The organism is Arthrobacter sp. FW306-1B-F12A (genome assembly GCF_058781865.1).
Genome location: NZ_JBYSXD010000035.1, coordinates 25,764 through 47,978, shown reverse-complemented (window position 1 = coordinate 47,978; position 22,215 = coordinate 25,764). Strand labels below are relative to the sequence as shown.

The following is a 22,215-nucleotide window of genomic DNA, read 5'->3' as shown; positions in this document are numbered from 1 at the left end:
GAACTTCTTCCATGCATAAAACTGCTCCCCGAAAGTCAGAACTGATTTCTCAGTCCAACTTCCGGGGAGCAGTTCAAGGGGACCGGGCCTTCTTTCACACAGATGGGCCCACACCGCCCGGGCTCCCGGGCCGAAGCGAAGCGAGGCTAGGGAGGCGGTGGGGACTAGTGGCTGTGGCCTGCGTGCTCGTCTTCCTCGGCCGGCTTCTCGACAACCAGGGTCTCGGTGGTGAGAACCAGGGCTGCGATGGACGCAGCATTCTGGAGTGCGGAGCGGGTGACCTTGACGGGGTCGATCACGCCGGCGGCGATCAGGTCCTCGTACACGCCGGACTTCGCGTTGAAGCCGTGGTTGGCTTCCAGCTCGGCAACCTTGGCCACGACGACGTAACCGTCGAAGCCGGCGTTCTGGGCGATCCAGCGAAGGGGCTGGGTCAGGGCACGGCGAACGATGCCGACGGCGGCAGCCGCGTCGCCTTCCAGTGCCTTGACGGCAGAGTCCTCGTCCAGTGCCTTGAGGGCGTGGATGAGGGCGGATCCACCGCCGGAGACGATGCCTTCTTCAAGGGCAGCACGCGTGGAGGACACTGCGTCCTCGATGCGGTGCTTCTTTTCCTTGAGCTCGACCTCGGTGGCTGCGCCGACCTTGATGACGCCGATGCCTCCTGCCAGCTTCGCAAGCCTTTCCTGCAGCTTTTCGCGGTCCCAATCGGAGTCGGTGCGGGTCAGCTCTGCACGGATCTGGGCGACGCGCGCTGCGACGTCCTCAGGCGTACCGGCGCCGTCAACGATGGTGGTGTTGTCCTTGGTGACGGTGATCCGGCGGGCGCTGCCGAGGACCTCGAGGCCAACCTGGTCCAAGGACAGGCCGAGCTCCGGGGAAACAACCTGGGCGCCGGTCAGGGTGGCAATGTCCTGCAGCATGGCCTTGCGGCGGTCGCCGAAGCCCGGAGCCTTGACGGCAACGACGTTCAGGGTGCCACGGATACGGTTCACGATCAGCGTGGACAGTGCCTCGCCGTCGATGTCCTCAGCAATGATAAAGAGGGGCTTGGCAGCCTGCAGGGCCTTCTCGAGGAGCGGCAGGAATTCCTGCAGCGAGGAGATCTTGCCCTGGTTGATGAGGATGAGCGCGTCTTCCAGAACAGCTTCCTGGCGTTCCGCGTCAGTGACGAAGTACGGGGACAGGTAGCCCTTGTCGAACTGCATGCCCTCGGTCAGGACCAGTTCGGTCTGCGTGGTGGAGGACTCTTCGATGGTGATGACGCCATCCTTGCCGACCTTGCCGAAAGCCTCGGCGAGGAGCTCGCCGACCTCATCGCTCTGGGCAGAGATCGCGGCAACGCTGGCAACCTGGGTGCCTTCAACTTCGCGGGCGTTCTCCAGGAGGCGGGCAGCCACGGCCTGGACGGAAACCTCGATGCCGCGCTTGATTTCGCCAGGTGCGGCTCCGGCGGCAACGTTGCGCAGGCCTTCCTTGACGAGTGCCTGTGCCAGCACGGTGGCGGTGGTGGTGCCGTCACCTGCGACGTCGTTGGTCTTGGTGGCGACTTCCTTGGCCAGTTGCGCACCAAGGTTCTCATACGGGTCGTCGAGTTCGACTTCGCGGGCGATCGTCACGCCGTCGTTGGTGATGGTGGGAGCTCCCCACTTCTTGTCCAGAACGACGTTGCGGCCACGCGGGCCAAGGGTGACCTTGACCGTATTGGCGAGCTTGTCAATGCCTGCTTCGAGCGAGCGACGGGCAGCGTCGTTAAACGCAAGCTGCTTTGCCATGGTTGTGTCCTTTCAAGACGGAAAACCCGCACCGCTGATTCGACCGGAAGAAGTCCGACTCGATCTGCGATGCGGGATCCAGGGAATTACTTAACGACGATCGCCAGAACGTCGCGGGCGGACAGAACGAGGTATTCGTTGCCGCCGGTCTTGACTTCAGTTCCGCCGTACTTGGAGTAGATGACGACGTCGCCGACGGTTACGTCGACGGGGACGCGGTTGCCGTTGTCGTCGAAGCGGCCGGGGCCAACTGCGACAACTTCGCCTTCCTGCGGCTTTTCCTGTGCAGTGTCCGGGATGACCAGGCCGGAAGCCGTGGTCTGCTCTGCTTCGAGCGGGCGGACAACAATGCGATCCTCGAGAGGCTTAATGGAGACCGACACTCGGATCTCTCCTTTACGTGAGGTAGTACATGGACTATCAAACCAGGGGTGCCGTGGCGGGCTTACCGTCGTCGCGGTGCCGGTAAGTGCCTGGCGGCATGATTAGCACCCGCCTAGGGAGAGTGCTAATCAAGACTCTATGTAAGCATTAGCACTCGGTCAAGGCGAGTGCCAGAATTCCGTCATGGGTGAACGCCCGAAGCGCCACTTGCGGCTCGAGTAGCTCATTGACCGGCGAGGTCGTCGAAGTCGACGTCCTCGCCGTCGTCATAGTCTTCCTTCGGCGCGTTTCCGCGGTTCAGGTAGAGCACTACGCCGCTGGCGAGCGCGACGACGCCGAACACCACCAGCCCGACGATCGCTGCGATGCGGGCACCGGTGTAGGTGTCACGGATGTCCCGGGCCTCGTCGGTGGCGTCCTGGACGCTCTTTCCGGTCATGGAGTAGGTGGCCGCGTTGAAGGAGTCGAGGAAGAAAATAATGATCAAGAGCGCAATGCAGACAACGGCAATCAAAACACCGACGATGAGTGCGGGGCGGGCATACTTGGAGAGATTTCCGGCGAAGGGACGTTTATCGGGGGCAAAGGGAGAACCATTGGCGTCGTCAGGCTGGCGTACTGGGTTGTCTTCCATGGCATCAACCCTATCCGCCCGGGTGGTCGCGGTTCCCCGTCCGCACTCTATGACGGGCGAGCATTAGGCTGGTTCCCATGGCTGACACACCCCAGGACCAGATTGCCCCCTTGCTGACAACGGAAGGTTGGGAACTCCTGGCATCCTTGGGACCATACCGCGACGCTGAAGCCTTCGCCCTCAACGCGCGCCTGCGCAAAGACGGCCACTCCCCCGCGCTCGTGGCCGCCGTCCTCACCCAATCCAGGCTCCGCACCCGGGCCGAGGCCAAGTTCGGAGAATTCGCCCGTCAGATGCTCTTCACCCAAGCCGGCCTGGAACAGGCCACCCGCCTCAATGTTGCAGCCAGGCACGCCGAGCGATTCGCCAAGGCAGGCACGCGGCACGTGGCGGACCTGGGCTGCGGGCTCGGAGCGGACTCCATGGCCATGGCCTCCATGGACATCGAGGTCACCGCCGTGGAGCTCGACGAGACCACCGCAGCCTGCGCCACCATCAACCTCATTCCGTTCCCGCACGCGACGGTAGTGCACTCCGACGCAACCTCGGTGCCCCTCGACGGGGTCGACGGCGTGTGGCTCGATCCGGCGCGACGCACGACGTCGTCGTCGGGAACCAAACGGATCTGGGATCCGGAGGCGTTCTCGCCGCCGTTGTCCTTCGTTGAATCATTGGCGGCGACCGGCAAGTCTGTCGGGGTCAAGATGGGGCCAGGCATGCCGCACGAATCGGTGCCGGCCGGCTGCGAGGCACAGTGGGTTTCGGTGGGCGGGGACGTCACGGAAGTGACGCTGTGGTTCAACGACGTCGCCCGTCCCGGCATCCGCCGCGCTGCCCTGGTGCTCGGGCCGCAAGGCGCAGCCGAGATCACCAGCGGCGAAGATTTCGACGGCGGTCCGGTGCCCGACGTCGGGCCCGTGGAGGGATACCTGTACGAACCGGACGGGGCGGTGATCCGTGCGGGCCTGGTGGCCGACGTCGCACTCCGGCTGGGCGGCCACCTGGTGGACCAGCACATCGCCTATATTTGCGCTCCGGAACTTGTGGAGACCCCGTTCGCCCGCGCCTACAAAGTCCTGGAAGTCATGCCGTTGAACGTCAAGGCCCTCAAAGCCTGGGTGAAGGCGAACGGCGTCGGCGTCCTGGACATCAAGAAACGCGGCACCTCCGTCACCCCGGAGGAGCTGCGGAAGCAGCTGCTCCCGGCAGGAAAAGGCTCGGCAAAAGGCCGCGGCAACAAAACAGCCACCTTGGTCCTCACCAGGATCGGCGAGGAAAAGGTGGCTGTTGTCGTGGAGCCCGTCGCGGCTGCCTGAGCTGGTCTCTGAGCTGTGGCGCCCTATTGGGCGCGCGTGAACTCCTCGGCCGCAGCGACTTGCTCCGGTGTGGGTGTGACGCCGGTGTAGAGCACGAACTGTTCAAGCGCTTGGATGGTGGCCACCTCGGCGCCGGTGATCACGATCTTTCCTGCCGCGCGGCCGGCTTTGATGAGCGGCGTCTCTGCGGGGAGGGCGACGACGTCGAACACTACCTTCGCGGCCGCCACCGCCGCTTCGGGGAAGGACAGGGAGCTGGACTCGGGTCCGCCGGCCATGCCGATCGGTGTCACGTTCACGAGGACGTCCGCCGTGGACTCCCCTACTTCGGCTTGCCAGCCGAAGCCATAAAGCCCCGCGAGGGCTTGCCCGGGTTTTTCATTCCGGGCAACCACTGTAACGCGGGAGAACCCGGCGTCCCGGAAGGCAGCGGCGGTGGCCTTTGCCATGCCGCCGGAACCGCGGAGCAGCACGGACGACGCCGGGTCGATCGCGTTGCGCTCGATCAGCTGCGCGATCGCGGTGTAGTCCGTGTTGTAGGCCGTCAGTACGCCGGCGTCGTTCACGATCGTGTTGACCGAATCGATTGCGGCCGCCGAAGCGTCCATCCGGTCGACGAGGGCGATGACGTCTTCCTTGTACGGCATCGAGACGGCACAGCCGCGGATGCCCAGGCCGCGCACGCCCGCGATCGCGTTCGGGAGGTCGGTGGGAGCGAAGGCCTTGTAGATCCAGTTCAGGCCAAGCTCCTGGTAAAGGAAGTTATGGAAACGCGTTCCGTTGTTGCTGGGCCGGGCAGAGAGAGAAATACAGAGCGTCATGTCTTTATTGAGGATCGGCATAACGGGGCTTCCTTCGCGTAGCGGGTTCTCTGCCCAGCCTAGACGGGGAGCTAGCCTTGGCGCGCCTTGAAGCGCGGATTCAGCTTGTTGATGACAAAGGTGCGGCCGCGCCGGCGGACCACTTGCGCCCCGGGGACCTTCTTGAGGGCACGCAACGAATTCCTGACTTTCATGGGGTTCTCCTTCTCGTGTTTTCGCTTGGTTGATGGGGGCTTTGTTCCGCCTGGGCTGGAGCTCGACTACAGGGTGGATTCGAGTTCAAAAGGGTCCTCGAGCCCGGCGAAGCCGAGCCTCATCTCGGCTTCGCTCAGCGCGCATGCATCCAGCAGGGACCGGATTTCTGCTGCGTCAACGTCGTCTCCCCTTCCGGTCACGGCAAGCACCGTCCCCCGGTCGCCGAAGCGCGGATGCCAGTCGAGGGCGGCGTCGACGTCGTGGAGTCCGTTTCCGTGCTTCAGGCCTTTGCCGCTGGGGACGGGGCCGATGCCGGCGTCCGCCAGCCACTCGCCCGTACTCTCGAGCCAGACGCGCGGCCCGATTCCCTGCACCGCGATCCGGACTTTGGCAGCCGAGGCAATCCACAAGCGGCCCCGCATCCAGTGGCATCCCCCGGCCAACTTGGGCAGCGCCTCCTGGAAGCGCCTCGGATGAAGGGGTCGCTCCACTTTGTGGAGCACGGTCCGGAAATTCCCCGACTCCTCCTCGAGCGGCACCCTCACGGAACCACGACGGACCCTCGCGAGAGCCTCGGCGCCGTCGTAGCAGCCGGGCCGGAAGTCGTCGTCGCCCGCGGAAATGGCTGCGTGCGGCGCGAGCTGCCCAAGAAGTTCCACGCCGAGGGTCCACGCCTCGCTTGAATCCGGGCGCAATCCGGTGAGCTCTGCCCCAAGACCGGCGTGCACCATGACAGTATCCGCGTGGCCCAATTCCCCGATGAGAAATTCTCCGCTGGTGCGCTCATCCTCGGGCATGGCCGTAAACCCGGATTCATACAGCGTGTGCTTGTCCCAGATATGGTCTTCCAGCCCGGAGGGGTCAATCGCCAACACCGCGTTGTCGATGACGGCGGGCCGCTCCAGGCCGCGCTTGAGTTCGGCTACCGCCATCTCCACGGAGACACCCGGTGGGAGGCCCAGGACGATATGGTCGTGTCCCGACGCGGCGAGGCGTTCCGCCGTCGGGACAACGTCGAGACGGACCGTGCAGCTAAGGCAGCCGTGTTCCAAAGCGGTTTGAGCTTGCTCCACCAGTTGGCCGTTGCGGAAGATCCTTCGCAAGACAATGGACCCGTCCAGGAGGTCGTGCAGGACAACCACCGAATCTCGATGGGTCCGCCCAAGCCTGGCGGCGGCTGCTTCGCGGCATTGGCTGTCCAGTGAGCTGACAACAGAAAGATGCATGCCAATAATCTTAGATGCAAATCATTCTCATTAGCAAACGGCTTCGATTTCCTGTTTTACCTCGCGGTTCCCATCATGCGGTACCGTACCGCCCCTGCATTAGACTTGAGCCAACCGCTGACGGCCCCACGGCGGGCATTGCTCAGGGCGTTTTTGGCAAATACCGAGGGGACCCACGTGCAGATTGATTTCGCTTCATCCAGGCAGTCGACCCTGGGGGTGGAATGGGAGCTAGCGCTCGTCAACGCACGCACCGGCGAATTGGTCTCGGTGGCGAATGAGGTCCTGCGGGGCGTGGCTTCGCGGCATCCGGATTTGAACGAAGACGACGAGCACCCGCACATCAAGCGGGAACTGCTCCTGAATACCGTGGAACTCGTCACCGGTGTGTGCAACACCGTCAAGGAAGCCAAGGAAGACCTGGCCCGCTCGCTGCAGGCCGTCAGGGAAGTCACCGACCCCATGGGCGTGGAGCTCTTCTGCGCCGGAAGCCATCCATTCAGCCCGCCGCAGCTCCAGCCGGTCTCGGACAAAGAACGCTACGCCAAACTGATCGACCGGACCCAATGGTGGGGGCGGCAAATGGTCATCTACGGAGTCCACGTCCACGTCGGCCTGGACCGGAGGGACAAGGCGCTCCCCATCCTCGATGGCTTAGTCAACTACTTCCCCCATTTCCAGGCATTGTCCGCTTCGAGCCCGTTCTGGGGCGGCGAAGACACGGGCTATGCGTCACAGCGCGCCCTCATGTTCCAGCAGCTTCCCACGGCCGGATTGCCTTTCCAGTTCCCCAGCTGGGCCGAATACGAGTCCTACGTCCAGGACATGTTCACCACTGGAGTGATCGACACCCTGTCTGAAATCCGCTGGGACATCCGGCCCGTGCCGAACTTGGGCACCATCGAGATGCGCATTTGCGACGGCCTGGCAACCCTCGAGGAGGTCGGCGCAGTTGCAGCCCTGACCCAATGCCTGGTGGACGAGTTCTCCACGATCCTGGACAACGGCGGCAGCATTCCCACCATGCCGCCATGGCATATCCAGGAAAACAAGTGGCGCGCCGCCCGTTACGGCATGGAAGCGATCATCATCCTCGACGCCGAAGGCAACGAGCAGCTCGTCACCGAGCACCTCAAGGAAACGCTGCTGCGCCTGGCACCTGTCGCGGAAAAGCTGGGTTGCTCGGCGGAACTGGCCGACGTCGAAAAGATCATCGCCCGCGGAGCCGGCTACCAGCGCCAGCGCCGCGTCGCGGCCCAGCACGACGGCGATCTTCACGCGGTTGTCCAGGATCTCGTGGAGCAAATGCGGTCCGTTCCGACCTCCTAGCGTTGCCGGCTAACCTCGAGACGGATTCCCGCGCCTACACCGAAACGGTAGTCACCGGCAGGGAGGAATCCGGAGCGAATGCGACGCCGCTGGGCGCGATTCCCTCCATGATGAGCTGCGAGCCCAAGGCCGCCACCATGGCGCCGTTGTCGGTGCACAGTGGCAGCGGCGGCACATGCAGCGTGATCCCGGCGGAGCTGCAACGTTGCCCTGTCAGCTCACGGAGCCGGGAGTTGGCGGCGACGCCGCCGCCGAGCAGGAGATCCGTGATGCCGTTCTCCTTGCAGGCCAGCACAGCCTTGGACGTGATGACGTCCACCACCGCTTCCTGGAATGCAGCGGCGATGTCGGCGGTGGGAACCTCCTCACCGCGCGCTTCGAATTGTTCAACGCAGCGCGCGACGGCGGTCTTGAGCCCGCTGAAGGACCAATCGTAGCGATGCGGTCCGGGTTCCTCCGCGGTTCCCATGTACTTGGGTTGCGTCAGGCCGCGCGGGAAGCGGATGGCCTTGGCGTTGCCTTGCTTGGCGAGTTTGTCGATGGCCGGTCCGCCTGGGTAGCCAAGGCCCAGGAGCCTGGCCACTTTGTCATAAGCCTCGCCTGCGGCGTCGTCGATGGTGGAGCCGAGCATCTCGACGTCGTCGGTGATGCTGCGGATGCGCAGGATTTCCGTGTGCCCGCCGGAAACCAGCAACGCACCGAGGTTTTCGGGCAGCCGGCCGCCCGAGAGTCCCCCGGTGCCACCGCCGGCGGCCCCGTCAAGGAGCCCGACGCCGACATGCGCCACCAAGTGGTTGATCGCGTAGAGCGGCTTGCCCGTGGCAACAGAGAGGGCCTTGGCCGCGCAGACACCCACCATGAGCGCGCCGGCCAATCCGGGTCCGGACGTTACGGCGATGGCATCGATATCGTCCAGCGCTACCCCTGCCTCGTGCAAAGCTTCCTGCAGCGTGGGAACAAAAGCGTCCAGGTGGGCACGGGAAGCGATCTCCGGAATGACACCGCCAAAACGGACGTGCTCATCCATCGAAGAGGACACGGTGTTGGTCAGCAGCGTGGTTCCGCGGACAATCCCGACGCCGGTTTCGTCGCAGGAAGACTCGATCCCCAGCACGAGCGGCTGGATAGTGTGGGAGCGGTTCATTCCGGTGTTCCTTCAGTCAGTGTGAGCCTCATGATGAGGGCGTCCGTGCCGTCGCGGTAGTACCGCCGTCGGACGTGGATCTGCTCGAAGCCGAACCGCACGTACAGTGCCTGCGCTCGTGGATTGTCGGCACGGACCTCCAGGAGCACTTCCACAGCGCCACGCCGTCGGGCCTCTTCGATCAGTTCCGTGAGGATGGCAGAGCCGATTCCCCTGCCTTCGAATTCAGGGACGACGGCGATCGTCTGGACGTCCGCGATCGGCTCGATGCACATGAGCCCGGCGTAGGCCACAATCTGGCCGCCGGCTTCGGCCACTACGTAGCGGCGGGTATCAATCTGGGCGAGTTCATCGAAGAACATCTGCATCGGCCACGCGTCCACCGGGAAGAGCCGGCGCTCCAGGACCTCGACCGCCGTGACGTCGTTGGCGGTCATGTCGCGCAAGGTCACGCCGTCGAGCTTGAACTGATATGAGCGGTTCACAGGGCACGCTTCCTAGGGCCCGGCACTTGGGCGTCGGATTCCCGCAAATACAAGGGCGTGGAATCGGGCAGTTCCGCGCCGGCCAACAGGAGTGCCATGGCGAACTGGCCAAGCGACGCGGCGTCGGGCTGGGTGGCGCTGAATTCCTCGTTCGCGTTGACGACGTCCGCGTAGATGCCGCCGCCGGCACCGAAGACCGGGAGATCGGGCAACTCCGAGGCGAAACCGACGTGCGGACCGTCCACGAGTTGCGGGAGCTGGCCATCGTTGAGCGTGTAGCGCGCCCAGTAGACCTCCTTGCGACGGGCGTCCGTGGCCACGAGGAACTCAGCCTGTGCTTCCGTTGATTCGGCCACTTCCAAAGCGATCGCGTCCAGGCTCATGAGTCCGAATAGCGGCTTGTTCCACGCAAATGCCAAGGTGCGGGCGGTTGCAATCCCTGAACGAAGCCCGGTGAATGGTCCGGGGCCAACGCCGGTGACGATGAGGTCGATGTCCGCGCCACCTACTCCGGCGTCGGCCAGGAGTTTCTCAATGCCGGGCGCCAGGACCTCGGCATGGCTGCGGGTGTCCTCGGTGGCGAAGGACTCCACCACGCCTTCCATGGCATCGTCCGAGATGAGTGCCGCACTCGCCACAGCCGAAGTATCAATGGCCAAAATCAGCATCAGGCGTTCTCCTCCAGTATTTCCGGCACCGTGCTCCACCGAGGGCCAAAGCCGCGGAAAACGATGGTGCGCGGTTCGTCGTCGTCCTCCGGGTCGAAGTCCAGCACGGCGTCCTGGCCGGCCTCCGGGCGGGTTGCAGCCCCTTCCGCGCCGCCCACCGTCCGGTGCATCTCGACGTCCAGGCGACTTTCCGAAAGGTGTTCGACGCGCTCGCGCCCCCACTCGACCACTGTCACGGAGTTGTCCATGGTGTTTTCAAGGTCGATGTCGTCGATTTCCGCGGCGGAGGCAAGCCGGTAAGCATCAACATGGACCAGATCGGGACCACCCGGCCGCGGCCCGTCCGGCAAGTTCGGGTGGATACGTACCAGGACAAACGTGGGCGAGATGACCCCGGCACGGACGCCCAGTCCTTCGCCGAGTCCCTGGGTGAAGGTGGTCTTGCCGGCACCGAGTTCGCCTGTCAGGACAAGCAGGTCACCGGGCTCAAGGACCCCGGCGAGCGCCGAGCCCAAAGCGTGTGTCTGCTCCGCCGTCGCGACCTTGACCGTGCGTTCCCACAAGGCCTCGCTCAACGGGGTCTTGTCAATCGAGGCCCCGCTCACCGGGCATCCGCCCCCGGGGTCTCATTGATATAGATGCGCGGCACGCGTGGGCTGACACGGGTGACAATCTCATAGTTGTTGGTTCCGGCGGCGGCCCAGTCGTCCGCCGTCGGGCCGCCGTCGGCGCCGTCACCGAACATGACGGCTTCGGCACCCAACCAGCCGGCTTCGTCCGTCACCGCATTCCCAAGGTCGATGACCATCTGGTCCATGGCGATCCGGCCCACCACCGGGTAGTTGACGCCGTTGACCCTTACCGGTCCGCCGGTGGCGACGCGCGGCACGCCGTCGGCGTATCCGAGCGGGATCAGGCCCAAGGCGCTCTCGCTGGACGTCCGGTAGTTGAGTCCGTAGGACACCCCTTGGCCTTCGGGCACGCGCTTGCAGTTGGAAACGAGGGTGCGCACTGTCATGGCGGGGCGCAGGCCAAGTTCCGCGGAGTTTTGTCCTTCGAACGGGGACAGCCCGTAAAGCCCGAGCCCCACGCGGACGAGGTCGAAGTGGGCATCCGGGCGTGAAAGCGTGGCGGGAGTGTTGGCCAGGTGCCGGACTTCGGTGTCCACTCCGGCGTCCTCGGCCACGGCAATCGCTTCCCGGAATGCTGCCAACTGCTCATCGGTCTCGGGACGGTGGGGTTCGTCGGCCACGGCCAAGTGCGAGAAGATGCCCACCACGCGCAGGAGCCCCTCGTCCTGGTACTCCATGGCCTGGCCCACCACTTTGTCCCATTGGGCGATGGTGGAGCCGTTGCGGCCCAAGCCGGTATCAACCTTGAGGTGGATGCGTGCCGGCCGTTCCTGTTCGCGTGCCGCCGCGACCACCGCGTCCAGCTCCCAGCCCGAAATCCCGACGTCGACGCCGGCGGCAACCGCCGCCTGGAAGTTGCTTTGGGTGGTGTGCAACCAGGCCAGCATGGGGGCATCGATTCCAGCAGCGCGAAGCGCCAAAGCCTCCGAAATATGGGCAACGCCAAGCCATCGGGCGCCGGCTTCCAGGGCCGCCCGCGCCACCTGCACCGCGCCGTGCCCATAGGCGTCGGCCTTGACCACGGCCATGACGTTTGCGGGCGAGGCGATAGCCACGAATTGGCGTACGTTGTGCCGGATGGCATCCAAGTCAATGACGGCTGATCGTTCGAGGACCGTTGCCGAACCCGATGTCGTCGAGGGCTCGAAACTGGCAGCTGCTTCGTAAGTCACCCTCACGATTCTAGTGCCGCCATGGCCCTCGGGTTGTCCGGCTGGGTGGGGCCCCGCTCAGGCGTCGGAGTTGTGGGCGATCGTGGCCGTTGCACGACGTTGGGCTCCTGGCGGGACATCCGCCACAATGTCCTCGAGGAAAGCGAACCGTTTGAGCCATTGGCTGGACTGCCGCTCCCTCCGGGCGTTGGCTCGCTGCCACCAATCGGCGATGTCTCCCCAACCGGGCGCAGCCAGCGAGCCGCCCACTTCCTGAACCGCGAGCGACGCGCAAAGATTGGCAAAACGGAGCCGGTCCCCCAAAGGCCACCCGGCCAGGCAGCCCACGACAAACGCCGCACCGAAGCAGTCGCCCGCTCCTGTGGGGTCGTACGCCGTCACGGGAAGGGACGGCACCCATTCCTCCTCACCGGTTTCGGAATCCACGGCCATGGCTCCCTGCGCTCCCAAAGTCACCACAGCCACCGGAACGCGGTCGGCAAGTGTGTAGAGCGCAGACCATGGGTTGTCCTTGCCGGTGAAGGCCATTGCTTCGCGTTGGTTCGGCATGAAGGCGTGGAAATTGCTGAGCTGGTCCAGCCGCTTCGACGACCACGCTCCGGTCGGATCCCATCCGGCGTCGCCGAAGAGTTTGACGCCGGCTTTCCTCGCCGCCAGCATCCATGGCTCCGGCTCCTCGCCCAGATCCGCGACGGCGGCGAGCGCCTTGGGCGGATCGCCGATCAGTTCTGAGGCGCTCATGGGCGGGGGATGTCCGTGGGTGACCATGGAACGATCCTGATCCACGCACAACGAGACCGTGACCGGGGAATGCCAGCCCTCGAACCGCCTGGACAGGGAAAGGTCAACATGCTCTTGGCTTTCCAGGATCCGCCAGTTGAAGTCCCCGTATCCGTCATCCCCGAAGGCCGCCGCGAGGCTGGTCCGCAGCCCAAGCCGGGCGGCCGCGATGGCTTGGTTGGCCACGCCGCCAGGGCAGGTCCCCATGCCTTGGCTCCACACTTCGGTCCCCGGTTCAGGGCTGCGGTCCAGTCCGGTAAAGATAATGTCCTGGAACACAGTCCCTGTCAGCAGGAGATCGCAGGCTGAATCGGCCGCGTCATCACGCGCTTCCCCCCGGATAGCGGCGAGGGGGTCGAATCCAATCCTGGGCGTTGCGTCCATGCACGGCAGACTACGCCGCGGCCACGATTGTGCAAAGCTCTTAGAGCTCCTGGTACATGACGTGCAGCCCGACGTAGCCGAGGGTCGGGTGCTGGAAGGCATCGGGGATGGTCGCCAGGATACGGAAGCCCATGGACTGCCAGAGCCCTACCGCGCGCACGTTGCTCTCGACGACAGCGTTGAACTGCATCGCCTTGAACCCGGAGTCCCGGGCGGCAACCAAGGAATAGGCACAGAGCGCCCGGGCGATTCCCTGCCCGCCGTGATCGGCATGGACCATATAGCCGGCGTTGGCCACGTGGCTTCCGCCACCACCCTGGTTGGCGTGCAGTTCACCGGTACCCAGCACGTCGCCGTCGCGCACTGCCACGAAGGTCAGCCCGGGCGCTTCCTTGAACCACTTGCTCCGTGCGGCTTCTTCGGTGGTGTCGCGGTCCCAGGTGAAGGTCTCCCCGGCCCGGATCACGGGTTCCAGGACGGCCCAGATCCCTGGCCAGTCGCTTGCCCGGGCGGCCCGGATCTCGTAGCCAGCGGCCGCCGGCGTTCCTGCTTTGCTGTTTGAGTGGCTCACGTCCGTTACGGTACCAGCCGTCGCTACCGTGCCGGCCCGTTGGGCCGACTGCAATGCCAGGGAGCTCAGGAGTAGTGTTTTCGCTGGGACGCAGAGATTTTCACTTTGCGGGACTTGTTGAATTTGCGTTGGATACAGGAGGTAGCGGTGTCGTTGATCCGTCGCGTGGCCTTCCTGTCACTCCACACGTCCCCCATGGAACAGCCGGGTTCGGGCGACGCCGGCGGCATGAACGTGTACGTCCGTGCGCTGGCCATGGCGTTGGCGGATCTTGGTGTGGAGGTAGAGATCTTCACGCGTTCGACGTCCGCCAGCCAGCCCGCCGTCGAACATCCCGGTCCCGGCGTCTGCGTCCATAACGTCCTGGCGGGCCCGCCACGGAAACTGCCCAAGGAGGAACTTCCCGAACTCCTCCACGCCATGGTTGCCGAGGTCGAGCGGATCCGGCAACGGCAACCGCACGGCCGTTACGACGCCATCCATTCCCACTACTGGGTGTCCGGTGTGGCGGGCCTCGAACTCTCCGCATTGTGGAACGTGCCGCTGATCCACACGATGCACACGATGGCGAAGGTCAAGAACCTGGTGCTCGAATCCGGCGAGCGGCCCGAACCGCGCCTGCGTGAAGACGGCGAACAGCGGATTGTGGATGGAGCCACGCGCCTCGTGGCCAACACTCCCGCCGAAGCCCAGGAGCTCGTTTCGCACTACAGCGCCGATTTCGACCACATCGACATCGCTCCCCCCGGTGTTGACCTGACCGTGTTCACTCCCGCGTTCCGGGCCCGGTCCCGCGCCGAGCTTGGCGTGCGACCCGGCAGTTTCCACCTGCTCTTCGCCGGACGCATCCAGCGGCTCAAGGGCCCGCAAGTATTCGTCGAGGCTGCGGGCATCCTCCGCAAGAGGCGGCCGGACATCGACCTCGAACTGACCATCCTGGGCGCCTTGAGCGGCGCCAAGGACTTCAACCTGCAATCCTTCATCACCGCCTCGGGGCTCGACGACGTCGTCACGCACCGCGCGCCGGTCAAGGCGCCCAAGCTGGCGGGCTGGTTCCGATCTGCCGACGTCGTGCTGATGCCCTCCTTCAGCGAGTCGTTCGGGCTGGTTGCCCTTGAAGCACAGGCCTGCGGCACTCCGGTGGTGGCCACCAACGTGGGTGGGCTGACCCGCGCCGTTGCCGACGGCCGGACGGGTATTTTGGTTGACGGCCACGATCCCGCTCGCTGGGCCGACGTCATCGAAGCCCTGTACGACGACCCCCGCACCCGCGAAGACATGGGCCGTGCCGCGGCCGTGCACGCGGAGGCCTTCGGCTGGCACAGGACGGCAGCCATCACGCTCGAGAGCTACCACGCAGCCATCGGCGCTGTCCTCGTCCGCCCAAGCTAGACCCCCGCTCACAAACAGGCCCCTCCCCGGCGACCCTCGCTCACCTATGAAGGGAATCCCGACGACGCTCGCTCACCAATGTGCGCCCCTCCCGGCGACGCCCGCTCACCAATGAAGGCAATCCCGACGACGCTCGCTCACCAATGAAGGCAATCCCGGCGACGCCCGCTCACCTATGCGGACACGACTGATAGATTGTCGCGCACAGTGTTCCGCACGGATTTGAGGACAAGGATGTCTGAAAACAAGATCTTGAGCGACCTTGAAATTGCCCAGAATGCGGCGATGCGTCCCATCGAGGAGATCGCGGAGCATGCCGGGATCAACGTCGACGCGTTGGAACTCTACGGCCGGTTCAAGGCGAAAATCGATCCGGCCAAGCTCCGTCTCCCGGATGCCAAACGAGCGGGCAAGGTAGTCCTCGTCTCCGCCATGTCCCCGACGCCGGCGGGTGAGGGAAAGTCCACAACCACGGTAGGCCTCGCCGATTCTTTGGCGCGGGCCGGTCACCGCGTGATGATCGCGCTACGCGAACCGTCCCTTGGACCGATCCTGGGCATGAAGGGAGGTGCGACCGGGGGCGGCTATTCCCAGGTTCTCCCCATGGACCAGATCAACCTGCATTTCACCGGCGACTTCCACGCGATCACCTCGGCAAATAATGCCCTGATGGCCCTCGTGGACAACCACATCTTCCAAGGCAACGAGCTCAACATTGATCCACGCCGCATGACCTTCAAACGGGTTCTCGATATGAACGACCGCTCGCTTCGCGAGATCATCATCGGCTTGGGCGGGCCCGCACAAGGAGTGCCGCGACAAGACGGATTCGACATAACCGTCGCCTCCGAAATCATGGCCGTCTTCTGCCTCGCGACGGACTTGGATGACCTCCGCGAGCGCCTCGGCCGGATCACTTTCGGATACAGCTATGACCGCCAGCCGGTCACGGTGGCCGATCTCGGCGTCCAGGGTGCCCTGACCATGCTGTTGAAGGACGCCATCAAACCGAATCTCGTGCAGACCATTGCGGGAACGCCGGCCCTGGTGCACGGTGGCCCGTTCGCCAACATCGCCCACGGCTGCAACTCGCTCATCGCCACACGGACGGCCCAACAACTCGCCGACATTGTGGTCACGGAAGCGGGATTCGGCGCCGACCTCGGTGCCGAAAAGTACATGGACATCAAGTCGCGCATCGCGGACGTGGCGCCGTCCGCCGTCGTCGTGGTCGCGACTATCAGGGCTCTCAAGATGCAGGGCGGCGTTCCGAAGGAGCTGCTCAAGGAGCCCAACGTCGAGGCGCTCGCTGCCGGCGTCGAGAACTTGAAACGGCACGTGCACAATGTCGAGAAGTTTGGCGTCACACCGGTTGTTGCAATCAACAAGTTCGCGACGGACACACGCGAAGAGCTCGAATGGCTGCTGGCTTGGTGCGCCCAGGAAGGAGTCCAGGCGGCGGTGGCGGATGTGTGGGGTCGCGGCGGAGGGGGCGACGGCGGTGACGAGCTCGCGGCGAAGGTCGCCGCGGCGGTGGCGGCAGCAACGCCGTCGGACTTCCGGCACTTGTACCCCCTTGGCCTGTCCGTTGAGGACAAGATCCGCACGATCGTGCAGGAAATCTATGGTGCCGACGGTGTGGAGTTTTCCGTCCCTGCGCTCAGGCGCCTCGCGGACATCCGGAGAAACGGCTGGAGCGGAATGCCCGTTTGCATGGCAAAGACGCAGTATTCATTCACTGACGACGCGTCCCAGTTGGGCGCCCCCAAGGGTTTCACGGTGCACGTCCGCGAGCTGATTCCCAAGACCGGGGCGGGCTTCATTGTCGCGCTGACGGGTGCTGTCATGACGATGCCGGGTTTACCTAAGGAACCCGCCGCGATGCGAATGGACGTCGATGAGCACGGCAATCCGGTGGGTCTCTTCTGACCCTCGCTCAGCTATGGGCCGTATGTAAGAAACCCTCGCTCACCTATAGGGCACTTTCGCGGGACGCTCGCTCACCCGTGGCGCCGGAAGGCGGCCGTACCGTCGTCCGAATCCCAGGCCTGTGGATAACTTCTGCGGGCATCCGCCCCTTTACGGCACAATGCGGGTATGCAAAACGAGCTCGCCCTTCCCGCCGAACTGCTTTCAGGACCGTTCACGCTCACCCAGGCCCAAGCCCAAGGTGTCCCGCGCGGCCGTCTGCTTCGCGCCGACGTCGAACGCGTCAGCCGTAGCCTCTACCGTCCGATCGGCTGGGACTTCGAACTTGAGTCCGCCGCACGTGCGTTGTCGGCTGCTACCCCGGGGGCCTGGATCTCGCACGTGACGGCAGCGCGCCTTCGCTCTTCCTGCCTTCCGCCGTGGCTTGCCGATTCTACGGAGCTGCACCTCAGCAAGCCCCGATCGTTGCCTGGAACCCGCCGCAAAGGCGTAATCGGGCACAGGGTGATCGCGGCCGAGAACGAGGTCGAATCGGTTGATGGAATACGGATCAGCACGCGCCCACGCACTTGGCTGGACATGGCCCGGCTGCTGCCTTTGAACGACCTCGTCTGTATGGGCGACGAGCTGATTCGAGTGCCCCGCCAGGCCCTGGAAGGACGGGACACGCCGTTCGCGACCCTTGAAGGACTGCGTGTTCTGGTGGAGCGCCATCCGAATTTGCAAGGCGTCGTCCGTGCCCGGCAGGCGCTCGAACTGATGCGCGTGGGCGCGGACTCGGCGCCGGAGTCCCTGCTTCGTTTGGCCATGCTGGACGCTGGAATCCCCGAACCCGAACTCCAGCTCAGCTTGCGAAGTGACGATCCGTTCTCGCCGTCGGCGGATTTGGGGTTCCGCCGACGGCGGGTCGCCATTCAGTACGACGGCGGCCATCACCTCGCGGAGGCCCAGACCCTCAGTGATCGACGCCGGAACAAAGCCTTCGAGGCAGCCGGATGGACCGTCCTCGTGTTCCGCAAGGACGATTTGGCAGATGGATTCGAGTCTGCCACCAAGAAGATCAAGAAGGCGCTCCGATCAGCGTGGGTCGATCCCGCCGTCGCATCCGGCTTTGCAAGCGCCGTGTAGCGAACGGGCGTTAAACGACGGACGCTCGCTCACCCGAAGGTGAGCGAGCGTCCGTCAAAAACCCGGCATAAGTGAGCGAGCGTTTAGCGCTCGACGTCGCCGCGGATGAAGGCCTCGACCTTTTCGCGGGCGATGTCGTCGTTGAACTGCTCCGGCGGGGACTTCATGAAGTAGCTGGAAGCGGAGAGCAGCGGGCCGCCGATGCCGCGGTCCAGGCCGATCTTGGCGGCGCGGATGGCGTCAATGATCACGCCGGCGGAGTTCGGGGAGTCCCAGACCTCGAGCTTGTATTCCAGCGACACCGGGGCGTCGCCGAAGTTGCGGCCTTCGAGTCGGACGAACGCCCACTTGCGGTCATCGAGCCAGGCGACGTAGTCGGACGGACCGATGTGGACGTCGTCGGCGTGCAGGACGGCTTCGACGTTGGAAGTCACGGCCTGGGTCTTGGAGATCTTCTTGGATTCCAGGCGGTCGCGCTCCAGCATGTTCTTGAAGTCCATGTTGCCGCCGACGTTGAGCTGGTACGTGCGGTCCAGCGTGACGCCGCGGTCTTCGAAGAGCTTGGCCATGACGCGGTGCGTGATGGTGGCACCGATCTGGCTCTTGATGTCATCGCCGACGATCGGCACACCAGCGGCGGTGAACTTGTCGGCCCATTCCTTGGTGCCCGCGATGAAGACCGGCAAGGCGTTGACGAAGGCGACACCGGCGTCGATGGCGCACTGGGCGTAGAAGTGCGCAGCATCCTCGGAACCCACCGGCAGGTAGCAGACCATGACGTCGGCCTTGGCTTCGCGCAGTGCGGCGACGATGTCCACTGCCTCTTCCGGAGCCTCGACGATGGTCTCGCGGTAGTACTTGCCCAGGCCATCCAGGGTGTGGCCGCGCTGCACGGTCACGCCAGTGGAAGGGACATCGGCGATCTTGATGGTGTTGTTCTCGCTGGCGCCGATGGCGTCCGCGAGGTCGAGGCCGACCTTCTTGCTGTCGACGTCGAAGGCAGCGACGAACTGGACGTCGTTGACGTGGTACTTGCCGAACTCAACATGCATCAGACCCGGAATCGTGGCCTGGGGGTCGGCATCGCGATAGTAGTGGACACCTTGGACCAGCGAAGCGGCGCAGTTACCTACGCCGACAATGGCGACACGAATCGGATGTGAAGACACGGAACTCCTTTGAGAACTAACCTCAGGTGCCTAGCGCGTCAGTACCTGTATGTACGACGGCGTCTTAAAGGCACAGCGCCATTCGGCGCTCTTAGCATTGTAACCAACCTGAACGGGGCCGGCTTTGTTCCCAGCCGGCCCCGCAAGTGTATTAAGTTTTTCGAATCTACTTCTGCGCCCACAGATTGATGTCGGACTCGACGGCGAACTCGTCAATCGCTGTCAGTTCCTCCGACGTGAAGTCGAGGTTGTTGATCGCAGACACGGTGTCCTCCAGCTGCGCCACACTTGACGCGCCCACCAGGGCAGAGGTCACCGGCGAACCCTTCGGCTGATCGCGCAGGATCCAAGCGATCGCCATTTGGGCGAGGGTCTGGCCGCGTCCTTCGGCGATGGCGTTCAAACCACGCACCCGGCTCAGCTTTTCCTCAGTCAGCGCCGATTCGGACAAGAACCGTTCCTTGGCGGCGCGGGAGTCCGCGGGGATTCCGTTCAGGTACCGGTTGGTGAGCATCCCCTGTGCCAGCGGGGAGAAGGCGATGGATCCCGCGCCAACCTGGTCAAGCGTTTCGTAAAGGTTGGGCGAACCGTTCTCGGTCCAGCGGTTCAGCATGGAATAGCTGGGCTGGTGGATGAGGAGCGGCGTGCCCATTTCCTTGAGAATCCGGGCTGCCTCAAGGGTCTGCTCCGGGGTGTAGGAGGAGATTCCGGCATAGAGCGCCTTGCCGGAGCGGACAGCGTGGTCCAGGGCGCCCATGGTTTCTTCCAGCGGGGTTTCCGGATCGGGACGGTGGCTGTAGAAGATGTCCACGTAGTCCAGTCCCATGCGCTGCAGCGACTGGTCAAGGCTGGAGAGCAGGTACTTGCGGGAGCCCCATTCTCCGTAGGGGCCGGGCCACATGTAGTAACCGGCCTTGGTCGAAATGACGAGTTCGTCGCGGTACGGCTTGAAGTCATCCTTCAGGTGGCGGCCGAAGTTCGTTTCAGCCGATCCGTCCGGCGGACCGTAGTTGTTGGCAAGGTCGAAGTGGTTGACACCCAGATCGAAGGCCCGGCGCAGGATGGCGCGCTGCTCTTCGAAACGCTTGTCGTCGCCGAAGTTGTGCCACAGTCCCAGCGAGATCGCGGGAAGTTTGAGGCCGCTGCGTCCGACGCGGCGGTAGGGCATGGTTTCATAGCGGTTTTCCGCAGCCGAATAAGTCATACCTACCATCCTGCCACCGCCTTCGAGGCTCGAAGCGCGATGTCCGTCATGTGGGCACGCTCACTTAAGGGCACAGTCACTCAAGGCGCACGACGGCGGCGCTCTCCCCCGGGAGGGTCAGCTCTCCGTTCCCGACGGCGGCCGCGGAGTCCGTGGCGAGCAAGACTTCACCGCCCATCGCCTTCGTCAGGGTCCGGTCCCCGAAGTTGCAAGCAACCCTCACGGCTCCCCTGCTGAGAACGAGCCATTTGTCCTCTTCGCTGAAGTCGACGTGGGTGTCGGTGAATCCACCGCCCGCTAGCTCCGGCGTCGAGCGCCTGAGGTTCGCAAGCGCCCGGTAGAGTTCCAGTAATCGGGCGTGATCGCCGTCGTGCGCTTCCTCCCACTTGAGCTTGGAGCGTTCGAAGGTCTCCGGGTCTTGGGGGTTCGGCACCAACGCGGGGTCCCAGCCCATCCGTTCGAATTCCTTGAGCCGGCCCTTTGCCGTGGCCTCTGCGAGCCATTCCTCGGGATGCGACGTGAAAAACTGCCAGGGCGTGGACGCGCCGAATTCTTCGCCCATGAAGAGCATCGGGGTGAATGGCGACGTCATGGTCAGCACGGCGGCCAACGCGAGCCTCCCGTACGACAGGCTGGAACTCAGGCGGTCACCGGCGGCGCGGTTGCCGATTTGATCGTGGTTCTGGTTGCAGACCACCAACGCGGCAGGATGAACCAGCCCCGGGCGGATGGGGCGGCCATGGTGCCTGCCGCGGAAACTTGAGTAGCTCCCGTCGTGGAAGAAACCGTGTTCAAGCACCTTTGCCAGTGCGCCCAAGGAATCGAAATCCGCGTAGTAGCCGGCAGTCTCGCCTGTGAGGTTGACGTGCACGGCGTGGTGGAAGTCGTCGCTCCACTGACCTTCCAGGCCGTAGCCATTGGTGTCCCGGCGGTAGATGAGGCGAGGGTTGTTCAGGTCCGATTCCGCGATCAAGGTCTTGGGGACGCCAGTTTCGGCTTCGATCCCGTCCGCGAGGCTGGCGAGGTCTTCCAGGATATGGACGGCCCGCTCATCGCGGAGGGCGTGTACGGCGTCGAGGCGTAGCCCGTCCACGTGGAAGTCCCTCAACCACATAGCGGCATTGTCCAGGATGTATTGACGGACTTCGTCGGAACCGGGGCCGTCCAGATTCACTGAGTCGCCCCAGGTGTTGCCTTCGCCGGACTTCAGGTAGGGGCCGAACTTCGGCAGGTAGTTCCCGCTGGGTCCCAGATGGTTGTAGACCACATCCTGGATCACACCGAGTCCGGCAGCATGCGCGGCATCCACGAATCGCTGATAGGCCTCCGGTCCGCCGTAAGCCTCGTGGACGGCGAACCACAGCACGCCGTCGTAGCCCCAGTTGTGGGCGCCGTTGAACGCATTGACAGGCAGGAGCTCCACAAAGTCGATTCCAAGTTCAACGAGGTAATCCAGCTTTCCCACGGCCGCGTCCAGGGTGCCTTCCGGCGTGAAGGTTCCGAGGTGGAGCTCATAGATAACCGCGCCGCCGAGCCCGCGCCCCGCCCAATCCGTATCGTTCCAGGCATACGACGAGGCGTCGAAGGTGCGGGAAAGAGCGTGCACCCCGTCCGGCTGGTGCTGCGATCTGGGGTCGGGAAAGGGACCCTCGCCGTTCACCAGATAGCCGTAGTCGGTCCCGGGCTGCCTTGGTACGTCCGCCGTCCACCAGCCCGCGGCGCCGTCGTCGTGCGACCGCATATCGTGGCGCTGCTCCTTCGCGAGCAGAGTGACAGATTCCGCAAACGGGGCCCATACATCGAACCGTTTCCCGGCGCTGGTCTTCTCGGCCATCGCTCCCCCTCAATCGTCTTGTCCGGGCTTCGTTTGCCCGCCG

The 22,215-nt window shown here is 64.4% G+C and carries 21 protein-coding genes; 5 read left to right on the top strand and 16 right to left on the bottom strand.

Annotated elements, in window-relative coordinates:
- Window positions 1-164 precede the first annotated feature (164 nt).
- The 3 genes from groL to AC3WJU_RS16005 form a co-directional block, all read right to left on the bottom strand.
- On the bottom strand, window positions 165-1,775 hold the full coding sequence (groL, locus tag AC3WJU_RS16015; RefSeq protein WP_284991332.1) for a chaperonin GroEL: 1,611 nt from the start codon (window positions 1,773-1,775) through the stop codon (window positions 165-167).
- An 86-nt stretch (window positions 1,776-1,861) separates the two neighbouring features.
- Window positions 1,862-2,158, bottom strand: coding sequence for a co-chaperone GroES (gene groES / locus AC3WJU_RS16010; protein ID WP_028265041.1), 297 nt, complete (start codon window positions 2,156-2,158; stop codon window positions 1,862-1,864).
- A gap of 224 nt (window positions 2,159-2,382) precedes the next feature.
- Window positions 2,383-2,793 carry a hypothetical protein gene (locus AC3WJU_RS16005; protein WP_284991330.1) on the bottom strand — a complete coding sequence of 137 codons (411 nt, stop codon included), beginning with the start codon at window positions 2,791-2,793 and terminating at the stop codon, window positions 2,383-2,385.
- 77 nt (window positions 2,794-2,870) lie between these two features.
- On the opposite strand from AC3WJU_RS16005, the gene AC3WJU_RS16000 reads away from it, so the two are divergent.
- On the top strand, window positions 2,871-4,109 hold the full coding sequence (locus AC3WJU_RS16000; protein ID WP_492260338.1) for a THUMP-like domain-containing protein: 1,239 nt from the start codon (window positions 2,871-2,873) through the stop codon (window positions 4,107-4,109).
- A gap of 23 nt (window positions 4,110-4,132) precedes the next feature.
- Here the strand turns inward: AC3WJU_RS16000 and AC3WJU_RS15995 are convergent, their stop codons facing one another.
- The 3 genes from AC3WJU_RS15995 to AC3WJU_RS15985 all read right to left on the bottom strand — a co-directional run bounded on the left by AC3WJU_RS15995 (window position 4,133) and on the right by AC3WJU_RS15985 (window position 6,351).
- Complete coding sequence (locus tag AC3WJU_RS15995) at window positions 4,133-4,951, bottom strand: shikimate 5-dehydrogenase (protein WP_441432552.1); 819 nt, start codon at window positions 4,949-4,951, stop codon at window positions 4,133-4,135.
- 50 nt (window positions 4,952-5,001) lie between these two features.
- Window positions 5,002-5,124, bottom strand: a complete 123-nt coding sequence (gene ykgO, locus AC3WJU_RS15990) for a type B 50S ribosomal protein L36 (protein ID WP_059387417.1) — start codon at window positions 5,122-5,124, stop codon at window positions 5,002-5,004.
- Window positions 5,125-5,190: 66 nt separating this feature from the next.
- Entirely contained in the window at window positions 5,191-6,351 is a 1,161-nt protein-coding gene (locus tag AC3WJU_RS15985) for a GTP-binding protein (RefSeq protein ID WP_492260337.1), read from the bottom strand.
- Window positions 6,352-6,528: 177 nt separating this feature from the next.
- Between AC3WJU_RS15985 and AC3WJU_RS15980 the strand changes: the two genes are divergently transcribed.
- Window positions 6,529-7,680 carry a glutamate--cysteine ligase gene (locus AC3WJU_RS15980; protein ID WP_306958941.1) on the top strand — a complete coding sequence of 384 codons (1,152 nt, stop codon included), beginning with the start codon at window positions 6,529-6,531 and terminating at the stop codon, window positions 7,678-7,680.
- Window positions 7,681-7,714: 34 nt separating this feature from the next.
- Here AC3WJU_RS15980 and tsaD read toward each other — a convergent pair whose 3' ends face one another.
- From tsaD to AC3WJU_RS15945, 7 genes are read right to left on the bottom strand one after another with little or no spacing between them, the layout of a single operon-like run.
- On the bottom strand, window positions 7,715-8,824 hold the full coding sequence (gene tsaD / locus AC3WJU_RS15975; RefSeq protein ID WP_492260336.1) for a tRNA (adenosine(37)-N6)-threonylcarbamoyltransferase complex transferase subunit TsaD: 1,110 nt from the start codon (window positions 8,822-8,824) through the stop codon (window positions 7,715-7,717).
- A complete protein-coding gene (gene rimI / locus AC3WJU_RS15970; RefSeq protein ID WP_059387414.1) occupies window positions 8,821-9,261 on the bottom strand; it encodes a ribosomal protein S18-alanine N-acetyltransferase in 441 nt (146 codons plus the stop codon). Before rimI ends, tsaD begins: the two co-directional genes overlap by 4 nt.
- Before the next feature lie 44 nt (window positions 9,262-9,305).
- The gene (gene tsaB, locus AC3WJU_RS15965) at window positions 9,306-9,977 is read right to left on the bottom strand and encodes a tRNA (adenosine(37)-N6)-threonylcarbamoyltransferase complex dimerization subunit type 1 TsaB (RefSeq protein ID WP_059387412.1); all 672 of its coding nucleotides are present in this window, start codon (window positions 9,975-9,977) and stop codon (window positions 9,306-9,308) included.
- Window positions 9,977-10,552 (bottom strand): tRNA (adenosine(37)-N6)-threonylcarbamoyltransferase complex ATPase subunit type 1 TsaE, encoded by a 576-nt coding sequence (tsaE, locus tag AC3WJU_RS15960; RefSeq protein WP_492260339.1) that lies wholly within the window; start codon window positions 10,550-10,552, stop codon window positions 9,977-9,979. The genes tsaB and tsaE overlap by 1 nt, the downstream gene beginning before the upstream one ends.
- A 26-nt stretch (window positions 10,553-10,578) precedes the next feature.
- Complete coding sequence (gene alr, locus AC3WJU_RS15955; protein ID WP_492260335.1) at window positions 10,579-11,781, bottom strand: alanine racemase; 1,203 nt, start codon at window positions 11,779-11,781, stop codon at window positions 10,579-10,581.
- A 57-nt stretch (window positions 11,782-11,838) separates the two neighbouring features.
- Window positions 11,839-12,945 (bottom strand): carbohydrate kinase family protein, encoded by a 1,107-nt coding sequence (locus AC3WJU_RS15950; RefSeq protein ID WP_284991317.1) that lies wholly within the window; start codon window positions 12,943-12,945, stop codon window positions 11,839-11,841.
- Between the two features lie 40 nt (window positions 12,946-12,985).
- Complete coding sequence (locus tag AC3WJU_RS15945; RefSeq protein WP_059387411.1) at window positions 12,986-13,516, bottom strand: GNAT family N-acetyltransferase; 531 nt, start codon at window positions 13,514-13,516, stop codon at window positions 12,986-12,988.
- A 147-nt stretch (window positions 13,517-13,663) separates the two neighbouring features.
- Between AC3WJU_RS15945 and mshA the strand changes: the two genes are divergently transcribed.
- From mshA to AC3WJU_RS15930, 3 genes are all read left to right on the top strand, one after another.
- The gene (mshA, locus tag AC3WJU_RS15940) at window positions 13,664-14,908 is read left to right on the top strand and encodes a D-inositol-3-phosphate glycosyltransferase (RefSeq protein ID WP_284991313.1); all 1,245 of its coding nucleotides are present in this window, start codon (window positions 13,664-13,666) and stop codon (window positions 14,906-14,908) included.
- 234 nt (window positions 14,909-15,142) lie between these two features.
- Complete coding sequence (locus tag AC3WJU_RS15935) at window positions 15,143-16,837, top strand: formate--tetrahydrofolate ligase (protein ID WP_284991856.1); 1,695 nt, start codon at window positions 15,143-15,145, stop codon at window positions 16,835-16,837.
- 168 nt (window positions 16,838-17,005) lie between these two features.
- On the top strand, window positions 17,006-17,965 hold the full coding sequence (locus AC3WJU_RS15930) for a DUF559 domain-containing protein (RefSeq protein WP_332602021.1): 960 nt from the start codon (window positions 17,006-17,008) through the stop codon (window positions 17,963-17,965).
- Between the two features lie 83 nt (window positions 17,966-18,048).
- Here the strand turns inward: AC3WJU_RS15930 and AC3WJU_RS15925 are convergent, their stop codons facing one another.
- The 3 genes from AC3WJU_RS15925 to treZ form a co-directional block, all read right to left on the bottom strand.
- Window positions 18,049-19,134, bottom strand: coding sequence for an inositol-3-phosphate synthase (locus AC3WJU_RS15925; protein ID WP_059387408.1), 1,086 nt, complete (start codon window positions 19,132-19,134; stop codon window positions 18,049-18,051).
- 166 nt (window positions 19,135-19,300) lie between these two features.
- Window positions 19,301-20,338, bottom strand: a complete 1,038-nt coding sequence (mgrA, locus tag AC3WJU_RS15920) for an L-glyceraldehyde 3-phosphate reductase (protein WP_284991854.1) — start codon at window positions 20,336-20,338, stop codon at window positions 19,301-19,303.
- A 76-nt stretch (window positions 20,339-20,414) separates the two neighbouring features.
- Window positions 20,415-22,172: a malto-oligosyltrehalose trehalohydrolase gene (gene treZ, locus AC3WJU_RS15915; RefSeq protein ID WP_492260334.1), complete on the bottom strand. Its 1,758-nt coding sequence runs from the start codon at window positions 22,170-22,172 to the stop codon at window positions 20,415-20,417.
- Window positions 22,173-22,215 lie beyond the last annotated feature (43 nt).

What these genes read in the sequence shown, in the direction of transcription:
- groL (WP_284991332.1), bottom strand. Translation starts at nt 1,775, where the DNA reads ATGGCAAAGCAGCTTGCGTTTAACGACGCTGCCCGTCGCTCGCTCGAA.
- AC3WJU_RS16005 (WP_284991330.1), bottom strand. Translation starts at nt 2,793, where the DNA reads ATGGAAGACAACCCAGTACGCCAGCCTGACGACGCCAATGGTTCTCCC.
- AC3WJU_RS16000 (WP_492260338.1), top strand. Translation starts at nt 2,871, where the DNA reads ATGGCTGACACACCCCAGGACCAGATTGCCCCCTTGCTGACAACGGAA.
- AC3WJU_RS15995 (WP_441432552.1), bottom strand. Translation starts at nt 4,951, where the DNA reads ATGCCGATCCTCAATAAAGACATGACGCTCTGTATTTCTCTCTCTGCC.
- ykgO (WP_059387417.1), bottom strand. Translation starts at nt 5,124, where the DNA reads ATGAAAGTCAGGAATTCGTTGCGTGCCCTCAAGAAGGTCCCCGGGGCG.
- AC3WJU_RS15985 (WP_492260337.1), bottom strand. Translation starts at nt 6,351, where the DNA reads ATGCATCTTTCTGTTGTCAGCTCACTGGACAGCCAATGCCGCGAAGCA.
- tsaD (WP_492260336.1), bottom strand. Translation starts at nt 8,824, where the DNA reads ATGAACCGCTCCCACACTATCCAGCCGCTCGTGCTGGGGATCGAGTCT.
- rimI (WP_059387414.1), bottom strand. Translation starts at nt 9,261, where the DNA reads ATGACCGCCAACGACGTCACGGCGGTCGAGGTCCTGGAGCGCCGGCTC.
- tsaB (WP_059387412.1), bottom strand. Translation starts at nt 9,977, where the DNA reads ATGCTGATTTTGGCCATTGATACTTCGGCTGTGGCGAGTGCGGCACTC.
- AC3WJU_RS15950 (WP_284991317.1), bottom strand. Translation starts at nt 12,945, where the DNA reads ATGGACGCAACGCCCAGGATTGGATTCGACCCCCTCGCCGCTATCCGG.
- AC3WJU_RS15935 (WP_284991856.1), top strand. Translation starts at nt 15,143, where the DNA reads ATGTCTGAAAACAAGATCTTGAGCGACCTTGAAATTGCCCAGAATGCG.
- AC3WJU_RS15930 (WP_332602021.1), top strand. Translation starts at nt 17,006, where the DNA reads ATGCAAAACGAGCTCGCCCTTCCCGCCGAACTGCTTTCAGGACCGTTC.
- mgrA (WP_284991854.1), bottom strand. Translation starts at nt 20,338, where the DNA reads ATGACTTATTCGGCTGCGGAAAACCGCTATGAAACCATGCCCTACCGC.
- treZ (WP_492260334.1), bottom strand. Translation starts at nt 22,172, where the DNA reads ATGGCCGAGAAGACCAGCGCCGGGAAACGGTTCGATGTATGGGCCCCG.